Annotated in this window: 13 protein-coding genes and 1 pseudogene; 1 reads left to right on the forward strand and 13 read right to left on the reverse strand. The window is 55.1% G+C overall.

All coding sequences use genetic code 11. The features are described 5' to 3' along the window. Positions 1 to 55: 55 nt before the first annotated feature. The 5 genes from nhaD to FDY98_RS16235 form a co-directional block, all read right to left on the reverse strand. Positions 56 to 1,522 carry a sodium:proton antiporter NhaD gene (nhaD, locus tag FDY98_RS16215; RefSeq protein WP_022521061.1) on the reverse strand — a complete coding sequence of 489 codons (1,467 nt, stop codon included), beginning with the start codon at positions 1,520 to 1,522 and terminating at the stop codon, positions 56 to 58. A 157-nt stretch (positions 1,523 to 1,679) separates the two neighbouring features. Further along, positions 1,680 to 3,506 (reverse strand): glutamine--fructose-6-phosphate transaminase (isomerizing), encoded by a 1,827-nt coding sequence (glmS, locus tag FDY98_RS16220; protein ID WP_027958513.1) that lies wholly within the window; start codon positions 3,504 to 3,506, stop codon positions 1,680 to 1,682. A 187-nt stretch (positions 3,507 to 3,693) separates the two neighbouring features. Next, a complete protein-coding gene (glmU, locus tag FDY98_RS16225) occupies positions 3,694 to 5,064 on the reverse strand; it encodes a bifunctional UDP-N-acetylglucosamine diphosphorylase/glucosamine-1-phosphate N-acetyltransferase GlmU (protein ID WP_027958512.1) in 1,371 nt (456 codons plus the stop codon). A 1-nt stretch (position 5,065) separates the two neighbouring features. Next, a complete protein-coding gene (locus tag FDY98_RS16230) occupies positions 5,066 to 6,235 on the reverse strand; it encodes an FAD:protein FMN transferase (protein WP_027958511.1) in 1,170 nt (389 codons plus the stop codon). A gap of 12 nt (positions 6,236 to 6,247) precedes the next feature. Next, positions 6,248 to 7,048, reverse strand: a complete 801-nt coding sequence (locus FDY98_RS16235) for an undecaprenyl-diphosphate phosphatase (protein WP_027958510.1) — start codon at positions 7,046 to 7,048, stop codon at positions 6,248 to 6,250. A 217-nt stretch (positions 7,049 to 7,265) separates the two neighbouring features. Between FDY98_RS16235 and FDY98_RS16240 the strand changes: the two genes are divergently transcribed. After that, a complete protein-coding gene (locus tag FDY98_RS16240) occupies positions 7,266 to 8,459 on the forward strand; it encodes a cation diffusion facilitator family transporter (protein ID WP_022521056.1) in 1,194 nt (397 codons plus the stop codon). A gap of 26 nt (positions 8,460 to 8,485) precedes the next feature. Here the strand turns inward: FDY98_RS16240 and mgtE are convergent. The 8 genes and pseudogenes from mgtE to atpE form a co-directional block, all read right to left on the reverse strand. Then, positions 8,486 to 9,867, reverse strand: a pseudogene (gene mgtE, locus FDY98_RS16245) (magnesium transporter). Between the two features lie 173 nt (positions 9,868 to 10,040). Then, complete coding sequence (locus tag FDY98_RS16250; protein ID WP_027958509.1) at positions 10,041 to 10,469, reverse strand: F0F1 ATP synthase subunit epsilon; 429 nt, start codon at positions 10,467 to 10,469, stop codon at positions 10,041 to 10,043. Between the two features lie 24 nt (positions 10,470 to 10,493). Further along, positions 10,494 to 11,873: a F0F1 ATP synthase subunit beta gene (gene atpD, locus FDY98_RS16255; protein WP_009286338.1), complete on the reverse strand. Its 1,380-nt coding sequence runs from the start codon at positions 11,871 to 11,873 to the stop codon at positions 10,494 to 10,496. Between the two features lie 73 nt (positions 11,874 to 11,946). Further along, entirely contained in the window at positions 11,947 to 12,834 is an 888-nt protein-coding gene (atpG, locus tag FDY98_RS16260; RefSeq protein WP_009286339.1) for a F0F1 ATP synthase subunit gamma, read from the reverse strand. A 68-nt stretch (positions 12,835 to 12,902) separates the two neighbouring features. Then, positions 12,903 to 14,447: a F0F1 ATP synthase subunit alpha gene (atpA, locus tag FDY98_RS16265; RefSeq protein ID WP_009286340.1), complete on the reverse strand. Its 1,545-nt coding sequence runs from the start codon at positions 14,445 to 14,447 to the stop codon at positions 12,903 to 12,905. A gap of 16 nt (positions 14,448 to 14,463) precedes the next feature. After that, complete coding sequence (locus tag FDY98_RS16270) at positions 14,464 to 15,000, reverse strand: F0F1 ATP synthase subunit delta (protein WP_027958508.1); 537 nt, start codon at positions 14,998 to 15,000, stop codon at positions 14,464 to 14,466. Between the two features lie 11 nt (positions 15,001 to 15,011). Further along, complete coding sequence (locus tag FDY98_RS16275; protein ID WP_022521052.1) at positions 15,012 to 15,482, reverse strand: F0F1 ATP synthase subunit B; 471 nt, start codon at positions 15,480 to 15,482, stop codon at positions 15,012 to 15,014. A gap of 76 nt (positions 15,483 to 15,558) precedes the next feature. Beyond that, positions 15,559 to 15,786, reverse strand: coding sequence for a F0F1 ATP synthase subunit C (gene atpE, locus FDY98_RS16280; protein WP_022521051.1), 228 nt, complete (start codon positions 15,784 to 15,786; stop codon positions 15,559 to 15,561). Between the last annotated feature and the right edge of the window lie 27 nt (positions 15,787 to 15,813).

The raw sequence follows: 15,813 nt of genomic DNA on the forward strand, positions 1-15,813 counted from the left end.
AAACGCCCCTCACTGGTTACTCAGTGAGGGGCGTTTTCAGTTTGCTATACAGCGTTTAAAACAACGCGCCGTTAATCCAAAGATGTGTCGCGATGCTAGCGGCATAGCCTAACAAAATGGCTGGTACCCAGCGAAGGTGTACGGCAAAGGTATAGATACCTCGTGCCTGGCCCATAAGGGCAACACCTGCAGCTGAGCCCATAGAGAGCAAACTACCCCCCACGCCTGCGGTTAAGGTAATCAACAGCCAGTTACCCTCCGTCATATCCGGGGCCATGGAAAGTACTGCGAACATCACCGGGATGTTGTCCACGACTGCCGAGATAAGCCCCAGCACCACGTTCGCCCACACCGGGTTCCAACTGCCGTAGAGCGTTTCGGAAAGCAGGCTGAGGTAGCCCATAAAGCCAAGGCCACCCACACACATTACAACCCCGTAGAAGAACAGCAGCGTATCCCACTCGGAACGGGCGATACGGCTGAAAATATCGAAGGGAACCACGCTACCCAGCTGCTCCAGCTTCTTCCAATCGCCCCGGCGGGAGTAGCGCTCACGCTTGCGTTCAAGCGAACGCGGCAGGCTGCGGCGTAGGTAGTAACCAAAGAACTGCAGCAGGCCTAAACCAAACATCATGCCCATGGCAGGCGGTAAGTAGAGGATAGAATGGCACAGTACCGAGATGGCCACGGTAATCAAAAACAGTACGATAATTCGCCGTGCGCCGCGCTTGAGCCAGACATTCTCTTTAAGCGAAGCAGGCTGACGATTGACGATAAAGAAATTCATGATAACCGCAGGCACCATGAAATTAACCACCGCCGGAAGCAGCAGCGCGAAGAAGCCTTCAAATGGTACTTGGCCCGCCTGCCACACCATCAGCGTGGTGATATCGCCAAATGGGCTAAAAGCACCACCCGCGTTAGAAGCTACCACCACATTGACACAGCAAAGGCCGATAAACTTATTATCACCCTCGGCCACTTTGAGTACCACGGCGCACATCAGCATGGCGGTGGTCATATTGTTGGCAATCGCCGAAATACCGAATGCCATGACACCGGTAATCCAGAACAAGGAGCGATAGCTGAAGCCTTTACGCACTAGCCAAGAACGTAGCGCATCAAATACCCGACGCTCTTCCATGGCGTTGATATAGGTCATTGCCACCAGCAAAAACAGCAGTAGCTCAGCGTATTCAAGCAGTGTTTCACGGAAGGCGGTTTCCGCCTCTTCCGGCATCCCCGCTTGTACATAGACCCAGGCCACTAGCGCCCAGATAAGCCCTGCCGCAACCAGCACCGGCTTAGACTTACGCATATGCAGTAGCTCTTCACTCATCACCAACGCATAGGCGAGCACGAAGATCACGACAGAAGAGATACCGGCAAGCGAAAGAGTAAGATCAAGGGGCCCAGCGGCGGCATAAGAGAGGGAAGGAAAGACAAAAAGCGTGCAGGCGAGCAACAACCAAGCGACCCGGCTAGCATAATGCCGGGTTACGTGGACGTTTGGTGGTTTCATGGCGATGTTATCCAATCAGAAGGGAAAAAGACCGCCACGATCATAAGCACCCTAATCACATGCTGCAACGCAACGGTTGCGCATAAGATGCGACTTATTGCCGCATCTCGTAAAGCATTTTTATTAGTTCAACTACTCACAAGGTTTGGCGTCGTCGTCACTCCACCGTCACGCTCTTGGCCAGATTACGCGGCTGGTCAACATCGGTACCCTTGAGCACGGCCACGTGGTAACTCAATAGCTGTAGCGGCAGGGTATATAGCAGCGGCGCCAGCGCTTCGTGCACGTGTGGCAGGGTCAGCACACGAATATCTTCCTGGACGTCGATACCCACGCTTTCATCGGCGAACACAAACAGTTTGCCGCCGCGGGCACGGACTTCCTGAAGGTTGGATTTTAGCTTTTCAAGCAGATCATCGTTGGGGGCGACCGATATCACTGGCATTTCGCTATCCACTAGCGCCAGCGGGCCATGCTTTAACTCCCCTGCGGGATACGCCTCGGCATGAATATAGGAAATCTCTTTGAGCTTTAACGCCCCCTCAAGAGCAATCGGATAGTGAGCCCCGCGCCCCAAGAAGAGCGCATGATGTTTCTCTGCAAACGCTTGGGAAAGTATTTCGATCTGGCTATCCAACGCCAACACCCGCTGACACACCTCCGGCAACGTGCGCAGCGCAGCGATAATATCCGGATACTCAACCTGATTTTTGGCTTTACTGACCGAAAGCGTCAGCAGCATTAACGCCACTAACTGGGTAGTAAAGGCTTTGGTAGAGGCCACGCCAATTTCAGGGCCCGCGCGGGTCATCAGAGACATATCCGACTCCCGCACCAGCGAACTACCGGGCACGTTACAAATCGCCAGCGAGCCCACATAATTGAGGGTTTTAGCAAAGCGTAAAGCAGCCAGGGTGTCAGCGGTTTCGCCGGACTGGGAGAGGGTGACAAACAGCGTGCCTTCGGGCACGACCGGGTGGCGGTAGCGATATTCAGAGGCCACCTCGACCTGCACCGGCACCCCCGCATAACGCTCCAGCCAATAGCGCGCCACCAGCCCCGCATGGTAGCTGGTGCCGCAGGCAATGATATGCACGTGGCGAGTGCGCTGGAAAAGCGCCAGCGCATCGGGGCCAAAGCTCTCTATTAACACGCTTTGAGCGCTCAGCCGCCCCTCTAGTGCCGCCTCAATCACCGTTGGCTGCTCGAAAATCTCTTTGAGCATATAGTGGCGGTAATCGCCCTTACTGGCCGCGCCATCGCCGTGCTCAAAGGTATGGATAGGGCGCTCGACGTCGTTACCGTGGCGATCCACTATGCGAATGACACCCTGCTCGCGCAGCTCGACCAAATCGCCCTCTTCAAGGTAAATAAAACGATCTGTGACCGGCAGCAGCGCCAGCGGGTCAGAGGCTAAAAAGGCCTCATTAATCCCCACACCGACCACCAGCGGACTACCTTGGCGCGCGCCAACCACCACGCCAGGTTCTTGAGCACACATTACGCTCAGTGCGTAGGCGCCGTCTAAGCCGTTAACGATCTGCTGGGTAGCATCAAACAGGCTGAGCCCATCAGCCAGCTTTTCGGAGAGTAAGTGAGCAATTACTTCGGTGTCGGTTTCTGAGCTAAACGCATAGCCACTGCGCTGGAGGCTCTCTTTTATAGCCTCGTAGTTCTCAATGATACCGTTATGCACAACGGCAACCTGATCGCTACTGTGGTGCGGGTGCGCATTGGCCTCAGAGGGTTTACCGTGGGTTGCCCAGCGGGTATGCGCGATACCCGAAAAACCCGGTAGCGCGGCCTTATCCAATTGAGCGGTAAGCGCCGCCACTTTTCCAAGCGCACGATGGCGGGTTAATACGCCGTCGTTGAACACCGTCATACCGGCTGAATCGTAGCCGCGATATTCCAGGCGTTTTAGTCCTTCTAATAGAATTTCTTGGACGTTGCGCTGGGCAACGGCGGCTACAATGCCACACATAATCACTCTCCTAGTTTATTAACCAGAGCTCTTCACAAACGCTACTCGACCAACCCGCTGAACGGTAGAACGACGACCATTGATTATAAATACGTCTTTTTAATGATTCTTAGCACCATTTTAAAAACGATTTTAAGCGCTTTTAAGGACTGACTCAAGAGCCCTCTTTAATTGCTTCCTTCCCGCCCTATGGCTTTGTCACTTTACTGGGACGCAGCCAATCAATTTTTTCTAGCTGACGGCCTCGCGTAACGGCCAACGCATAGTCGGTGACATCTTTAGCAATCGTAGACCCAGCTCCTATGGTAGCGCCTTTGCCTACTGAAACAGGTGCGACCAAGGCGGTGTTCGAGCCGATGAAGGCGTTATCACCAATGTCGGTGTGGTGCTTGTTAGCGCCGTCGTAGTTACAGGTGATCGTGCCTGCACCCACGTTCACGTCACGCCCCAATCGGGCATCACCGACGTAGCTTAAGTGATTAATCTTACTGCCCTCACCAACATCGGCGTTTTTGGTTTCAACGAAATTGCCCACCTTGGCTTTTACTGCTAGCCGCGTGCCGGGGCGAAGTCGCGCAAAGGGGCCAACCTGGTTCAGGCCAGCTGCCACGGTGCCGTCTATCACGCTGTGGGGCTCTATCACGCTCTCTGCACCAATGGTGCTGTTTTTGATCACGCAGTAGGGGCCAATGCGCACACCCTCGCCTAGTTCCACCTCGCCTTCAAATACACAACCCACGTCGATAAACACATCGTGACCACAGGTCAAACGTCCGCGCACATCGAGTCGTTCGGGGTCGGCAAGTGCCACTCCTTGTGCCATTAACTTATCGGCCAACTGGCGTTGATAAACGCGCTCCAAGCGAGCCATTTGCGCTCGATTATTAACCCCTTCCACTTCAACGGCGGAGGCCGGTTGGGCAGTGCATACCTTGATGCCTTCCGCTGCGGCCATGGCAATTACATCGGTCAGGTAGTACTCACCCTGGGCATTTTCTGCGGAGAGCTGCGGTAACCAGCGTTTAAGCTGGGCACTCGTCATGGCCATAATACCGGTATTGCATTCGGTAATCGCAAGCTCGGCGCTGCTGGCATCTTTTTGCTCAACAATCGCCACTGCTTCGCCTGCGTCGTCACGCACAATTCGCCCATAGCCCGTGGGGTCAGCTAGCGTTACCGTCAACAGCCCCATGTGCTGCTCATCCACATGGGCCAACAGCTCGCTCAGGGATTCCCGCTGCAGCAGCGGTACATCGCCGTAAAGGATTAACACCTTACCGCTCCCTAACTGCTCGAGCGCTTGCGCCACCGCGTGTCCGGTGCCCTTCTGCTCGGCCTGAACGGCAAACTTTACAGGCTTTTCTGCCAGCACTTCGCGCAGTTGGTCAGCGCCATGGCCAATAACGACATGGGTGCGATCCGGCTGCAACCCTGAAGCGGTATCCAGCACGTGCTGCACCATTGGCTTGCCGGCCAAGGGATGCAACACTTTAGGAATTTGTGAACGCATCCGCGTGCCTTTACCCGCGGCGAGAATGACAATATCCAGTTCTTGCATACTATTCACCTATTACTGATGGGTCAGCGGGCGCCGGGCTGTCTGTGGCGGGGCTGTTGGTCGCTGGGGCTCGTCGTTGTTCAATGCCCAACTCATTAACCAGTGTTTCCCCAAAATAATTAACAAATTCCGGGCTAGCAATGCTGCGCCACTGCTCGCCATCACGCACGAGCAAAAGCACTTTAAGGTTATTCTCAATGGCCAGTTGCATCGCCTCCTGTTCGCCAACCACCAGTAGCGCCGTCGCCCAGGCATCTGCCCAGGCATTGGAGGGATGGAAAACAGACACCGAGGCAAGCTGGTGGGTCACCGGCCGCCCCGTGCGCGGATCAATGGTGTGGGAAAAGCGCTGGCCATCCACTTCAAAATAGTTGCGGTAATCACCCGAGGTGGCCACCGACATACTCTCTAACGGGATAATATGCTGAGCACGCTGCTGGCCATTTTCAGGCACCTCAATGCCAACCTGCCAGGGCGTTTGTTCTTCCTCATCACGCAGGCCGCGGGCGATCAGTTCTCCGCCAATATTGACTAAGTAGTGCTCCAGCCCCTGCTGTTCCAGGTAAGCAGCTACGCGGTCAGTTCCATGGCCTTTGGCCACGCCGGAAAGGTCGACAAACACATCGCGGGTACGCCGCGCCTGCATATTTTGGGTGTCGATTTCTAGCGCATCAATGCCTACCTGGGCAAGCTCCTCGGACAGGGCATCGTCGGAAGGGACGGTTTCAGGCCGTGCACCGGGGCCAAAGCTCCATAAATTGACCAGGTCGCCTACAGTAATATCAAAAGCGCCGTGGCTGGCTTCCGCGACGGATTGGCTAATCGCAAGCACGTCAATAAGCTCATTGGAGAGCGGCTGCCACTCATCTAAAGGCGCTTCGTTGAAGGCGATCAGCTCCGAGTCATCCCGGTAGGTCGACATCGCCTGATCAACGTTCTCTAGCTCTGCTTTGAAGCCCTCTTCCAATTCAAGGGACTCGCCCTGAGTGAGCGGATCCATAATGGTCACCTGGTAGAAGGTGCCGAAAATATTGCCATCAAAGCGTACCGGTGGTTCCAGAGGTCGATCACTCTCTGAACAGCCTGCCAAGCCTAACCCCAAGCCCAGCAGTGAACCCGTTACGATCAGTGCACGTCCCCACCTTGCTGTGCGTTCAACAGCCTTTTTCATCGTTGCTTTATCCTAAAAATAAAAGAACCACAGCAGCCAGGCGCCGAACAGCACGCGATAAATCACAAAGGGCTGCATTCCCAATTTTTTTATAACCACCAGAAAGTAGTGAATACACAAATACGCGCTTACTCCCGATAACAGGGTGCCCGCCAACATCGCGATCCAATCAATCGACTGTGGAGCGCTAAACAGCCCTACTGCTTCTAGGCCACCTGCCAGCACAATCACCGGGATTGATAATAAGAAAGAGAAGCGCGAGGCGCCTTCTCGGTTCATGCCCACCATCAGCGCCGCGGTAATGGTAATCCCCGAGCGCGAGGTTCCTGGGATGAGTGCTAGCGCCTGGGCACCACCAATAATAAGCACATCCTTCAAACGCAGTTGGTACTCGCTGCGCGTACCCTCTTTACGCCAATCGGCATACCCCAACAATAGCCCGAAACCAATTAAACTGAAGCCGATAATCAGCGTAGAGCGCATAAAATGAGAAATAACATCGTGCATTAGTAACCCAATAAGCCCCACCGGGATGGTCGCTAACGTCACCCATAAAGCCAGTCGTGCGTCTTCGTTCACTCCTTTGCCGCTGAGCGCAGCCAAGCTGCTAATGACCATCTGCCAAATTTCCTGCCGGAAATAGATAATCACCGCGGAGAGGCTGCCTAAATGTAGGGCAACATCAAAGGCTAGGCCTTGATCTTGCCACTCTGTCAGCACAGGCACCAAGATTAGGTGGGCAGAGCTTGAAACGGGTAAAAATTCTGACACTCCCTGAACAACCGCTAACACCACCACCTGGAGCCAATCCATAAAAAAATCCTGTGCATAGAAACAATTTAATGGTTGCAATGGCGCTTAAGGATACACATCCACCTATTCGTTGTCCGCCATTGCCTTTGCTGAGACTAGCCACCACTGACACACAAAGGTATCGTTTCACAGCCTGAAAGCAGTGGAGGCTATAGAGGATATAAGGAGTGCGCTACAATAGGCGTCTATTGAATGCGTGCGTCCTTGCAAGGTACCCATGACTCAGACCATCGATACGCCAGTGGTTCACGACCAAGCGCGACTTAGCCAAGAGGCCAAGCGCGTTACCTACATCGGAGCATGGCTGGATGCCCTGTTGAGCATCGTCAAAGTCGCGATCGGTTTTATGGTCGGCTCAGCGGCGTTGATTGCCGACGGCATTCACTCCCTATCAGACTTAGTCACCGACGGCTTTGTCCTGGCGGCCATTCACTATGGGCGTCAGGAGCCCGATAAAGACCACCATTACGGCCATGGCCGTATCGAAACCCTGACGACCCTGCTGCTGGGAAGCGTGCTAATTTTCGTGGCTGGCGCGATTGCCTGGTCGAGCCTGGATCGCCTGTTTAGCGGCGCCGACGTTAACGCCCCTGGCGCGCTGGCAATCGTGATTACTGTCATCGCGCTGTTTAGCAAAGAGTGGATTTTTCGCTACACCATGCGGGTTGCCAAGCGGGTAAAGTCAAAGTTACTCGAAGCCAACGCCTGGCACTCGCGCAGTGATGCATTATCCACTGCCGTGGTGTTGGTAGCCTTGGTGGGCGCCCAGTTTGGCTTGGGTTGGCTGGATGCCGTGGCCGCCATCATTGTGGGTTTATTAGTCGGCAAGGTAGGTTTGGACTTGCTGTGGGAGTCGGCGCGGGAATTGGTGGATACCGCACTACCAGAGGACGTACAGGATCAGATGCACGATGTTGCCTGCAGCGTTCCGGGGGTGGATAGTGTTCACGATCTGCGTACCAGGCAATCCGCCGGCTGGGTAATGGTCGACCTACACGTGGTGGTCGGGCCGAAAATTACCGTGTCGGAAGCCCACGAAATCGGTAACGAAGTCAGCCGTCGCCTACGCCACGAGTTCCCCGCACTGACCGACGTGATCTTCCACGTTGACCCCGAAGACGACGCCGGGGCGGGTGATCCTAGCCGCCTTCCCGGCCTTCCGCTCCGCCCTGAAGTAGAGGCTGCCCTGGATGCACGCTGGTACAAGCACCCTGTGTGGCGCACCCTGAACGAGCTCCAGTTGCACTACTTGGACGATAAGGTGTCGGTATCATTGATCATTGATGACGCAGTGCATCAGCCGCCCCAGTGCCTCGCTAGCCAACTAAAAGCGCTGGCTAGCGATATCGAGTGGCTCGGCCACGTCGAGGTGCTGTTTATCACCCGCGCTGCCAGTAGCTCGATGCGCTAGAGCCACTACCCGCTGGTTGTTTCCTCTTATAACCCCGTCAACAGCAGTGTGGCGATGCTGAAGTAGATCACCACCCCAGAGGCATCAATCAAGGTGGTGACCAGCGGCGCTGATGCCGTGGCAGGGTCGACCTTAAAGCGCTCGAGTACGAACGGCAGGCACATCCCCAACAGGCTGCCAAACAGCACGATGGTCACCATGCTCAAGGCGACCACCATTGCCAGCTCTTCTCCCCCGCGCATAATGCCAATAGGCGTTACCGCAATGGCCATGGTGATACCCAGTGACCCGGCGACAAGTAGCTCGCGGCCCAGTAGTTTACCCCAATCTTTGACGCCAACGTCACCGGTCGCCATGCCACGCACCATCAACGTGGCTGCCTGAGCCCCGGCGTTACCGCCACTACCGATCAATAACGGTAAAAAGAATACCAGCGCTACCTGGGCGGCAATGGTCTCTTCAAAATAGGCAATCCCGGCCCCCGAAAACAGATTGGCAAAGACCAGCAGTACCAGCCAGAACACGCGCTTACGGTAGAGGCTCCAGAGCTTCACACGGCTTACGCCATCTTCCAGTTGGCCGATCGACATCCCCTTGTGGAAATCCTCTGTCGCCTCGGATTCAGCAACATCCATCGCGTCATCGTGGGTCACGATACCGACCATGCGTTCATCGGCATCGATCACTGGCAGCGCCAACAAGTCATACTTCGCCACAATACGGGCGACATCTTCCTGGGCACTATCAACCCGTGTACTGATGACATCCTTGATCATAATGTCATCAACAATGGCGCCGGGGGTGCCACCATAAGCTGACGCAGCGACATGGTACCGATCAGTTGTCCGTCGCTATCCAGGATATACAGCTGATAGACCGTTTCCGCATCCGGAGCGGTCTGGCGTACCCTCATCATCGCCTGCGACACCGTCATGCCACTGGCTATGGAGACATAGTCAGAGGTCATGATGGCGCCGGCGGTACCCTCTTCGTAGCTGGCAAGCCGCTTCAGGTCTTCTCGCTCGCGGTGAGCCATGCGACGCAGCAGTGCCTCACGACGGTCTTCATTGAGAAGATTGAACAGATCGGCACGTTCGTCCGACCCCATTTCTTCGAGCAGCTTGAGAACCTGACTGTCATCCAGCTTTCCTACCACCTCGAGCTGGCTCTCCCCAGGCAAATAGCCCAGCACATTGGCTGCCCGTTCCGCTGAAAGAATATCCAGCAGAGCGAGCGCCGCAGGCAGCTCTTCGTCATCCTCGATCATCTCTTCGAGCACTTCACCGATATCCGCGGAGCGGGTTTCGGCCAAACGCAAAGAGAGCACCGATTTACTGGGCACTTCCTTGCCCAACTCGTCGAGCAGCTCGGCTTTTAATTCCTGTAGGCTTTCATCATTCAGTGCCATGATTCTCCCCCCTTGCGCTTACAAGCGTCGTGCTACCGAGCTAATCCATCACCCAGCCCATTCTACTGACCAAACTCATCATACTTACTTATTTGACTGCCAAACAAAAAAACGCCCCTTAAACCCTGGTAGCGGGTTTAAGGGGCGTTGGACACACGCCAAGTGCGTGAGTATTAGCCTTTACCCGCCTTTTTACGCAGCTGCTGAATCGTTCGCAGCTGTGCAACGGCTTCGGCAAGTTCAGCGGCAGCACGAGTATAATCGAGCTCCGATGACTTCTCATTAAAGGCTCTCAGCGCCTGCTGACGCGCTTCTTCGGCAGCGGCCTCGTTGAGGTCGCTGGCACGTGATGCAGAGTCGGCCAGAATCGTCACGACATTCGGCTGGACTTCCATGAAGCCCCCCGAGACAAAGAAGTTCTCTTCCTTGCCGCCATCGTGAATCACGCGTACCGGACCCGGCTGAAGCTCGGTCAGCAGCGGGGCGTGACCCGGCAAAACACCCAGGTCACCCATAATCCCGGAAGCAATCACCTGCTCAACGGTACCTGAGAAGATCGATGCTTCAGCGCTGACGATATTGCAAGTAAAGCTATTCGCCATAGCGAATCCCCCTAATGGACGGGATTACTTCTTCATCTGGTTGGCTTTCTCGACGGCTTCGTCGATGGAGCCGACCATATAGAAGGCCTGTTCCGGCATATCGTCGTATTCGCCAGCAAGAATGCCCTGGAAGCCACTGATGGTGTCTTTCAGTGAGACATACTTACCTGGTGAACCGGTAAATACTTCGGCCACGAAGAACGGCTGCGACAAGAAGCGCTGGATTTTACGCGCCCGGGAAACGGCCAACTTGTCTTCGTCAGACAGCTCGTCCATACCCAGAATGGCGATAATATCCTTAAGCTCTTTGTAGCGTTGAAGAACGTTCTGCACACCACGAGCGGTGGCGTAGTGCTCTTCACCGACGACCAGCGGATCCAACTGACGTGAGGTGGAGTCCAACGGATCGATCGCCGGATAGATACCCAGCTCGGCGATAGAACGTGCCAATACCACGGTAGCATCCAGATGCGAGAAGGTGGTCGCCGGCGACGGGTCGGTCAAGTCATCCGCAGGTACGTAAACGGCCTGTACGGAGGTGATTGAGCCGGTTTTCGTCGAGGTAATACGCTCCTGCAGAACGCCCATCTCTTCAGCCAGCGTAGGCTGATAACCTACCGCTGATGGCATACGGCCCAACAGTGCCGATACTTCGGTACCCGCCAGGGTGTAGCGGTAGATGTTATCGACGAACAGTAGAACGTCGCGGCCTTCATCACGGAATTTCTCAGCGATGGTCAGGCCGGTCAACGCTACGCGCAGACGGTTACCCGGGGGCTCGTTCATCTGACCATAAACCAGCGATACCTTATCGATAACGTTGGATTCAGTCATTTCGTGATAGAAGTCGTTACCCTCACGCGTACGCTCACCAACACCGGCGAATACAGAGTAGCCACTGTGCTCGGTGGCGATGTTGCGGATAAGCTCCATCATGTTAACGGTCTTACCGACACCGGCGCCGCCGAATAGGCCAACTTTACCACCCTTAGCGAACGGGCAGACCAAGTCGATAACCTTGATACCGGTTTCCAGCAGCTCGTTAGAAGCTGCTTGGTCGGCATAGCTCGGTGCTTTACGGTGGATCGGCATACGCTCTTGCTCACCGATCGGTCCCGCTTCGTCGATCGGTTCGCCGAGTACGTTCATAATACGGCCCAGCGTTTCCTTACCTACCGGTACGGAAATGGCGGCACCTGTGCTGGTCACGTCCATGCCACGCTTCAAGCCCTCAGTGGAGCCCATGGCGATGGTGCGCACCACGCCGTCGCCCAGCTGCTGCTGGACTTCGAGGATGGTCTCAACATCGGAGACCTTCAGCGCGTCGTAGACCTTGGGCACAGAGTCCCGCGGAAACTCTACGTCAATCACCGCGCCGATGATTTGTACGATACGTCCGCTCATCTTGGTTCCTCTCTAAAACCTGCAAATGAAACCTGTCTGCCGGGAGTCGCTTAAATAGTCGACTCCCTAGGCGTTATACGGCAGCAGCGCCGCCGACGATCTCAGAAATTTCCTGGGTGATGGCGGCCTGACGGGCCTTGTTGTAGACCATCTCCAGATCGTCGATAAGGCCGCCTGCGTTGTCAGTGGCACTTTTCATAGCGATCATTCGGGCGGCTTGTTCGCAAGCGCCGTTTTCCACTACCGCCTGATACACCTGTGATTCGATGAAACGAACCAGCAGGCTATCGAGCAACGCCTTGGCGTCCGGTTCATACAGGTAGTCCCAGCTTCCGGGACGGGCGTTTTCGTCGTCTTGCTCAGCGTCTGCGCCCATATCAGGCGACAGCGGAAGAAGCTGACGAACCACTGGCTTTTGGGTCATGGTGTTCACAAACTCGTTGTGCACCACGTAAAGCCGGTCGAGACGTCCTTCATCGTACGCTTCGAGCATGACCTTAATACTGCCAATCAGACCTTCAACGGTCGGGGCTTCGCCTAAACCACTCTTCGCCGCCACCAAATTGCCACCGTAGTTGCGGAAAAAGGTGCTGGCCTTAGCGCCCAAAGCGCAAAAATCCTGCTCTGCGCCCTGCTTTTTCCACTCGCTGGCCTGTTTAAGTAAGGCTTTGAAGAGGTTGTGGTTCAAGCCACCGCACAGACCACGGTCTGTAGAGACCACAATGTAACCAACGCGCTTAACCTCGCTACGCTCGACCATATAGTCGTGCCTGTACTCGGGGTTCGCGTCGGCAATGTGGCCGACCACATTGCGGATCTGCTTAGCGTAAGGCTGACTAGCTCTCATCAGATCTTGCGCTTTACGCATTTTAGATGCAGCCACCATTTCCATGGCGCTGGTGATCTTCTGCGTATTTTTAATGCTCCCGATCTGGGTGCGTATCTCTTTTGCAGCTGCCATAGCGATCTACCCTTCGTTCGTGGCTCTCAGAAAGCATGCAAACCCGTCCATCACAGACGGGCTAGACATTACCAGCTCTGAGTCGCCTTGAACTTCTCGAGACCCGACTTCAAGCTGTCTTGAATCTCACCATTGTAGTCGCCGCTCTGGTTGATCTTGTCGAGTAGATCAGCGTGCTCAGACTTCATGTAGTCGTGCAAGGCACGCTCGAAGTCCAGCACCTTGTTCACTTCGACATCATCCAGGAAGCCTTCGTTGGCGGCATACAGCGACAGCGCCATTTCAGCGATCGACATCGGCGAGTACTGGTTCTGCTTCATCAGCTCGGTAACACGCTGACCGTGCTCAAGCTGCTTACGCGTCGCTTCATCAAGATCAGAGGCAAACTGCGAGAACGCCGCCAGTTCACGGTACTGGGCCAAGGCTAGACGTACGCTACCGCCCAGTTTCTTGATGATCTTGGTCTGCGCCGAACCACCCACACGAGAAACCGACAGACCTGCGTTAATCGCCGGACGAATACCGGAGTTAAACAGGTTGGTTTCCAGGAAGATCTGACCGTCGGTGATCGAGATCACGTTGGTCGGGACAAACGCGGAGACGTCGCCGCCCTGGGTTTCGATGATCGGCAGCGCGGTCAAGGAACCGGTTTTGCCTTTCACTTCGCCGTTGGTGAACTTCTCAACGTAGTCGACATTAACTCGTGCAGCACGCTCAAGTAGACGCGAGTGGAGATAGAAGACGTCACCAGGATAGGCTTCACGACCCGGCGGGCGACGCAGCAGCAGCGATACCTGGCGGTAGGCGACGGCCTGCTTGGAGAGGTCGTCATACACAATCAGCGCGTTCTCGCCGCGGTCGCGGAAGTATTCGCCCATGGTGCAGCCAGAGTAAGCGGCCAGGAACTGCATGGGAGCCGGATCGGCAGCGCCAGCGGCGACGACGATGGTGTGCTCCATGGCGCCGTGCTCTTCAAGCTTGCGTACCACGTTGGCAATGGTCGACTGCTTCTGGCCAATCGCCACGTAGACACAGGTCACGCCTTTGCCTTTCTGGTTGATGATCGCATCAATGGCAATGGCGGACTTACCGATTTGACGGTCACCGATGATCAGCTCACGCTGACCACGACCGATCGGCACCATGGCATCGATCGATTTCAGACCGGTTTGAATCGGCTCATCGACGGACTGACGGGTAATAACGCCCGGCGCCACTTTCTCAACGGCGTCGGTCATGGTGGTGTTAATGTCGCCTTTACCATCAATGGGGTTACCCAGCGCATCGACCACACGACCAATCAGCTCAGGGCCTACCGGCACTTCGAGAATACGACCGGTACACTTGGCGGTCATGCCCTCTTCGAGCTGCAGGTAGTCACCCAGCACTACGGCACCCACGGAGTCACGCTCCAGGTTGAGTACCATGCCAAAGATGCTGTTGGGGAATTCGATCATTTCACCAAACATCGCGTCTTCGAGGCCGTGAATTTTCACGATACCGTCGGAAACGGTCACGATGGTGCCCTGATTATGGGCTTCGGATGCGACGTCAAGCTTTTCAATTCGCTGCTTGATGATGTCGCTGATCTCGGAAGGATTCAGTTGCTGCATGCCATGTCCCTCAGACTCAAGCGGTTAGCGCTTCGGAAAGGCGGTTCAATCGACCACGTACGGAGCCGTCAATAACGGTATCGCCAGCACGCAGGATGACACCGCCAATAAGCGACTTGTCCACCTGAGTAGTAATAGAGATTTCGCGATTCAGACGTTTCTTAAGCGCGTTCGCTAGTTTGGTCTTCTGCTTACTATCTAACTTGTAAGCAGAGGTGACGTTCACTTCAACCCGCTGCTCGTGTTCGGCACGCAGGTGCTCGAACTGATCAGCAATGGAGGCCAACGCCATCAGGCGGCCCTGGTCAGCCAAAACAGTCAAAAATCGCTGTAAAGCCTCATCCTGTTGCTCAGGAATAAGCTCGACAAGCAGCGACACTTTTTGCTCGCTGTCTAATTTGGGACTGCTTAGCCGATGGCGCACGACGTCATCTGCTACCGCAACACTTAAAAAACCTAGCGCTTGTGACCAACTATCAAGCGCCTCATGATCACGCGCGTATTCAAACGCTGCCTTAGCGTAAGGACGAGCGACGGTAAGTAATTCCGCCATGGTTCACCTCCTTACAGTTCAGCAGCAAGCTCATCGAGTAACTTGCGATGGGCTTGTTCGTCGACCGACGCTTCAAGAACACGCTCGGCACCCATAACGGCGAGATAAGAGACCTGGGCACGAAGTTCATCCTTAGCGCGATTCACTTCTTGCTCAATCTCGGAACGTGCACTCGCTACTAGGCGTTCGCCTTCGGCGCGGGCCTGTTCGCGGGCTTCTTCAACTATCTGGGCAGAGCGTTTGTTGGCCTGCTCAAGAATCTGAGAAGCTTGCTCCTTGCTTTCGCGCAGCGTCTGCTCCGCCCGCTCTTGAGCAAGCTCAAGATCACGGTTAGCACGGCTGGCTGCATCCAAGCCATCAGCAATTTTTTTCTGACGCTCATGAAGCGCGTTGCTGATCGGAGGCCACACATACTTTAAGCAAAACCAGACAAAGATCGCGAAGGCGATCGTCTGCCCGATTAGCGTCATGTTGATATTCACAGGAATGTACCTCTGACAAGTTCGTGGCGACCGGAGTGAAACAAAACCGAGCGCTTAACGCTCGGCTGAGCTGTCATTAACCGGCAACAACGAAGATCAGGTACATTGCGATACCAACACCGATCATCGGAACGGCATCCAACAGACCTGCCATTAGGAAGGTTTTGGTTTGCAGTTGGTCGCCCAGTTCAGGCTGACGCGCTGTAGATTCCAGCAGCTTACCACCCAAAATAGCGAAGCCAATGCCGGTACCTAGAGCGCCGAGACCGATCATGATGGAAGCGGCAATGTAGATAAGTTCCATGGTAATGCTCCTAGTTTTTCAAGTTAA

It is taken from the genome of Halomonas sp. PA16-9 (assembly GCF_009728585.1).
Classification (GTDB): Bacteria; Pseudomonadota; Gammaproteobacteria; order Pseudomonadales; family Halomonadaceae; genus Vreelandella; species Vreelandella titanicae.

What these genes read in the sequence shown, in the direction of transcription:
- atpE (WP_022521051.1), bottom strand. Translation starts at nt 15,786, where the DNA reads ATGGAACTTATCTACATTGCCGCTTCCATCATGATCGGTCTCGGCGCT.
- FDY98_RS16240 (WP_022521056.1), top strand. Translation starts at nt 7,266, where the DNA reads ATGACTCAGACCATCGATACGCCAGTGGTTCACGACCAAGCGCGACTT.
- FDY98_RS16250 (WP_027958509.1), bottom strand. Translation starts at nt 10,469, where the DNA reads ATGGCGAATAGCTTTACTTGCAATATCGTCAGCGCTGAAGCATCGATC.
- FDY98_RS16270 (WP_027958508.1), bottom strand. Translation starts at nt 15,000, where the DNA reads ATGGCGGAATTACTTACCGTCGCTCGTCCTTACGCTAAGGCAGCGTTT.
- glmU (WP_027958512.1), bottom strand. Translation starts at nt 5,064, where the DNA reads ATGCAAGAACTGGATATTGTCATTCTCGCCGCGGGTAAAGGCACGCGG.
- FDY98_RS16235 (WP_027958510.1), bottom strand. Translation starts at nt 7,048, where the DNA reads ATGGATTGGCTCCAGGTGGTGGTGTTAGCGGTTGTTCAGGGAGTGTCA.
- FDY98_RS16230 (WP_027958511.1), bottom strand. Translation starts at nt 6,235, where the DNA reads ATGAAAAAGGCTGTTGAACGCACAGCAAGGTGGGGACGTGCACTGATC.
- atpD (WP_009286338.1), bottom strand. Translation starts at nt 11,873, where the DNA reads ATGAGCGGACGTATCGTACAAATCATCGGCGCGGTGATTGACGTAGAG.
- glmS (WP_027958513.1), bottom strand. Translation starts at nt 3,506, where the DNA reads ATGTGTGGCATTGTAGCCGCCGTTGCCCAGCGCAACGTCCAAGAAATT.
- atpA (WP_009286340.1), bottom strand. Translation starts at nt 14,447, where the DNA reads ATGCAGCAACTGAATCCTTCCGAGATCAGCGACATCATCAAGCAGCGA.
- atpG (WP_009286339.1), bottom strand. Translation starts at nt 12,834, where the DNA reads ATGGCAGCTGCAAAAGAGATACGCACCCAGATCGGGAGCATTAAAAAT.
- nhaD (WP_022521061.1), bottom strand. Translation starts at nt 1,522, where the DNA reads ATGAAACCACCAAACGTCCACGTAACCCGGCATTATGCTAGCCGGGTC.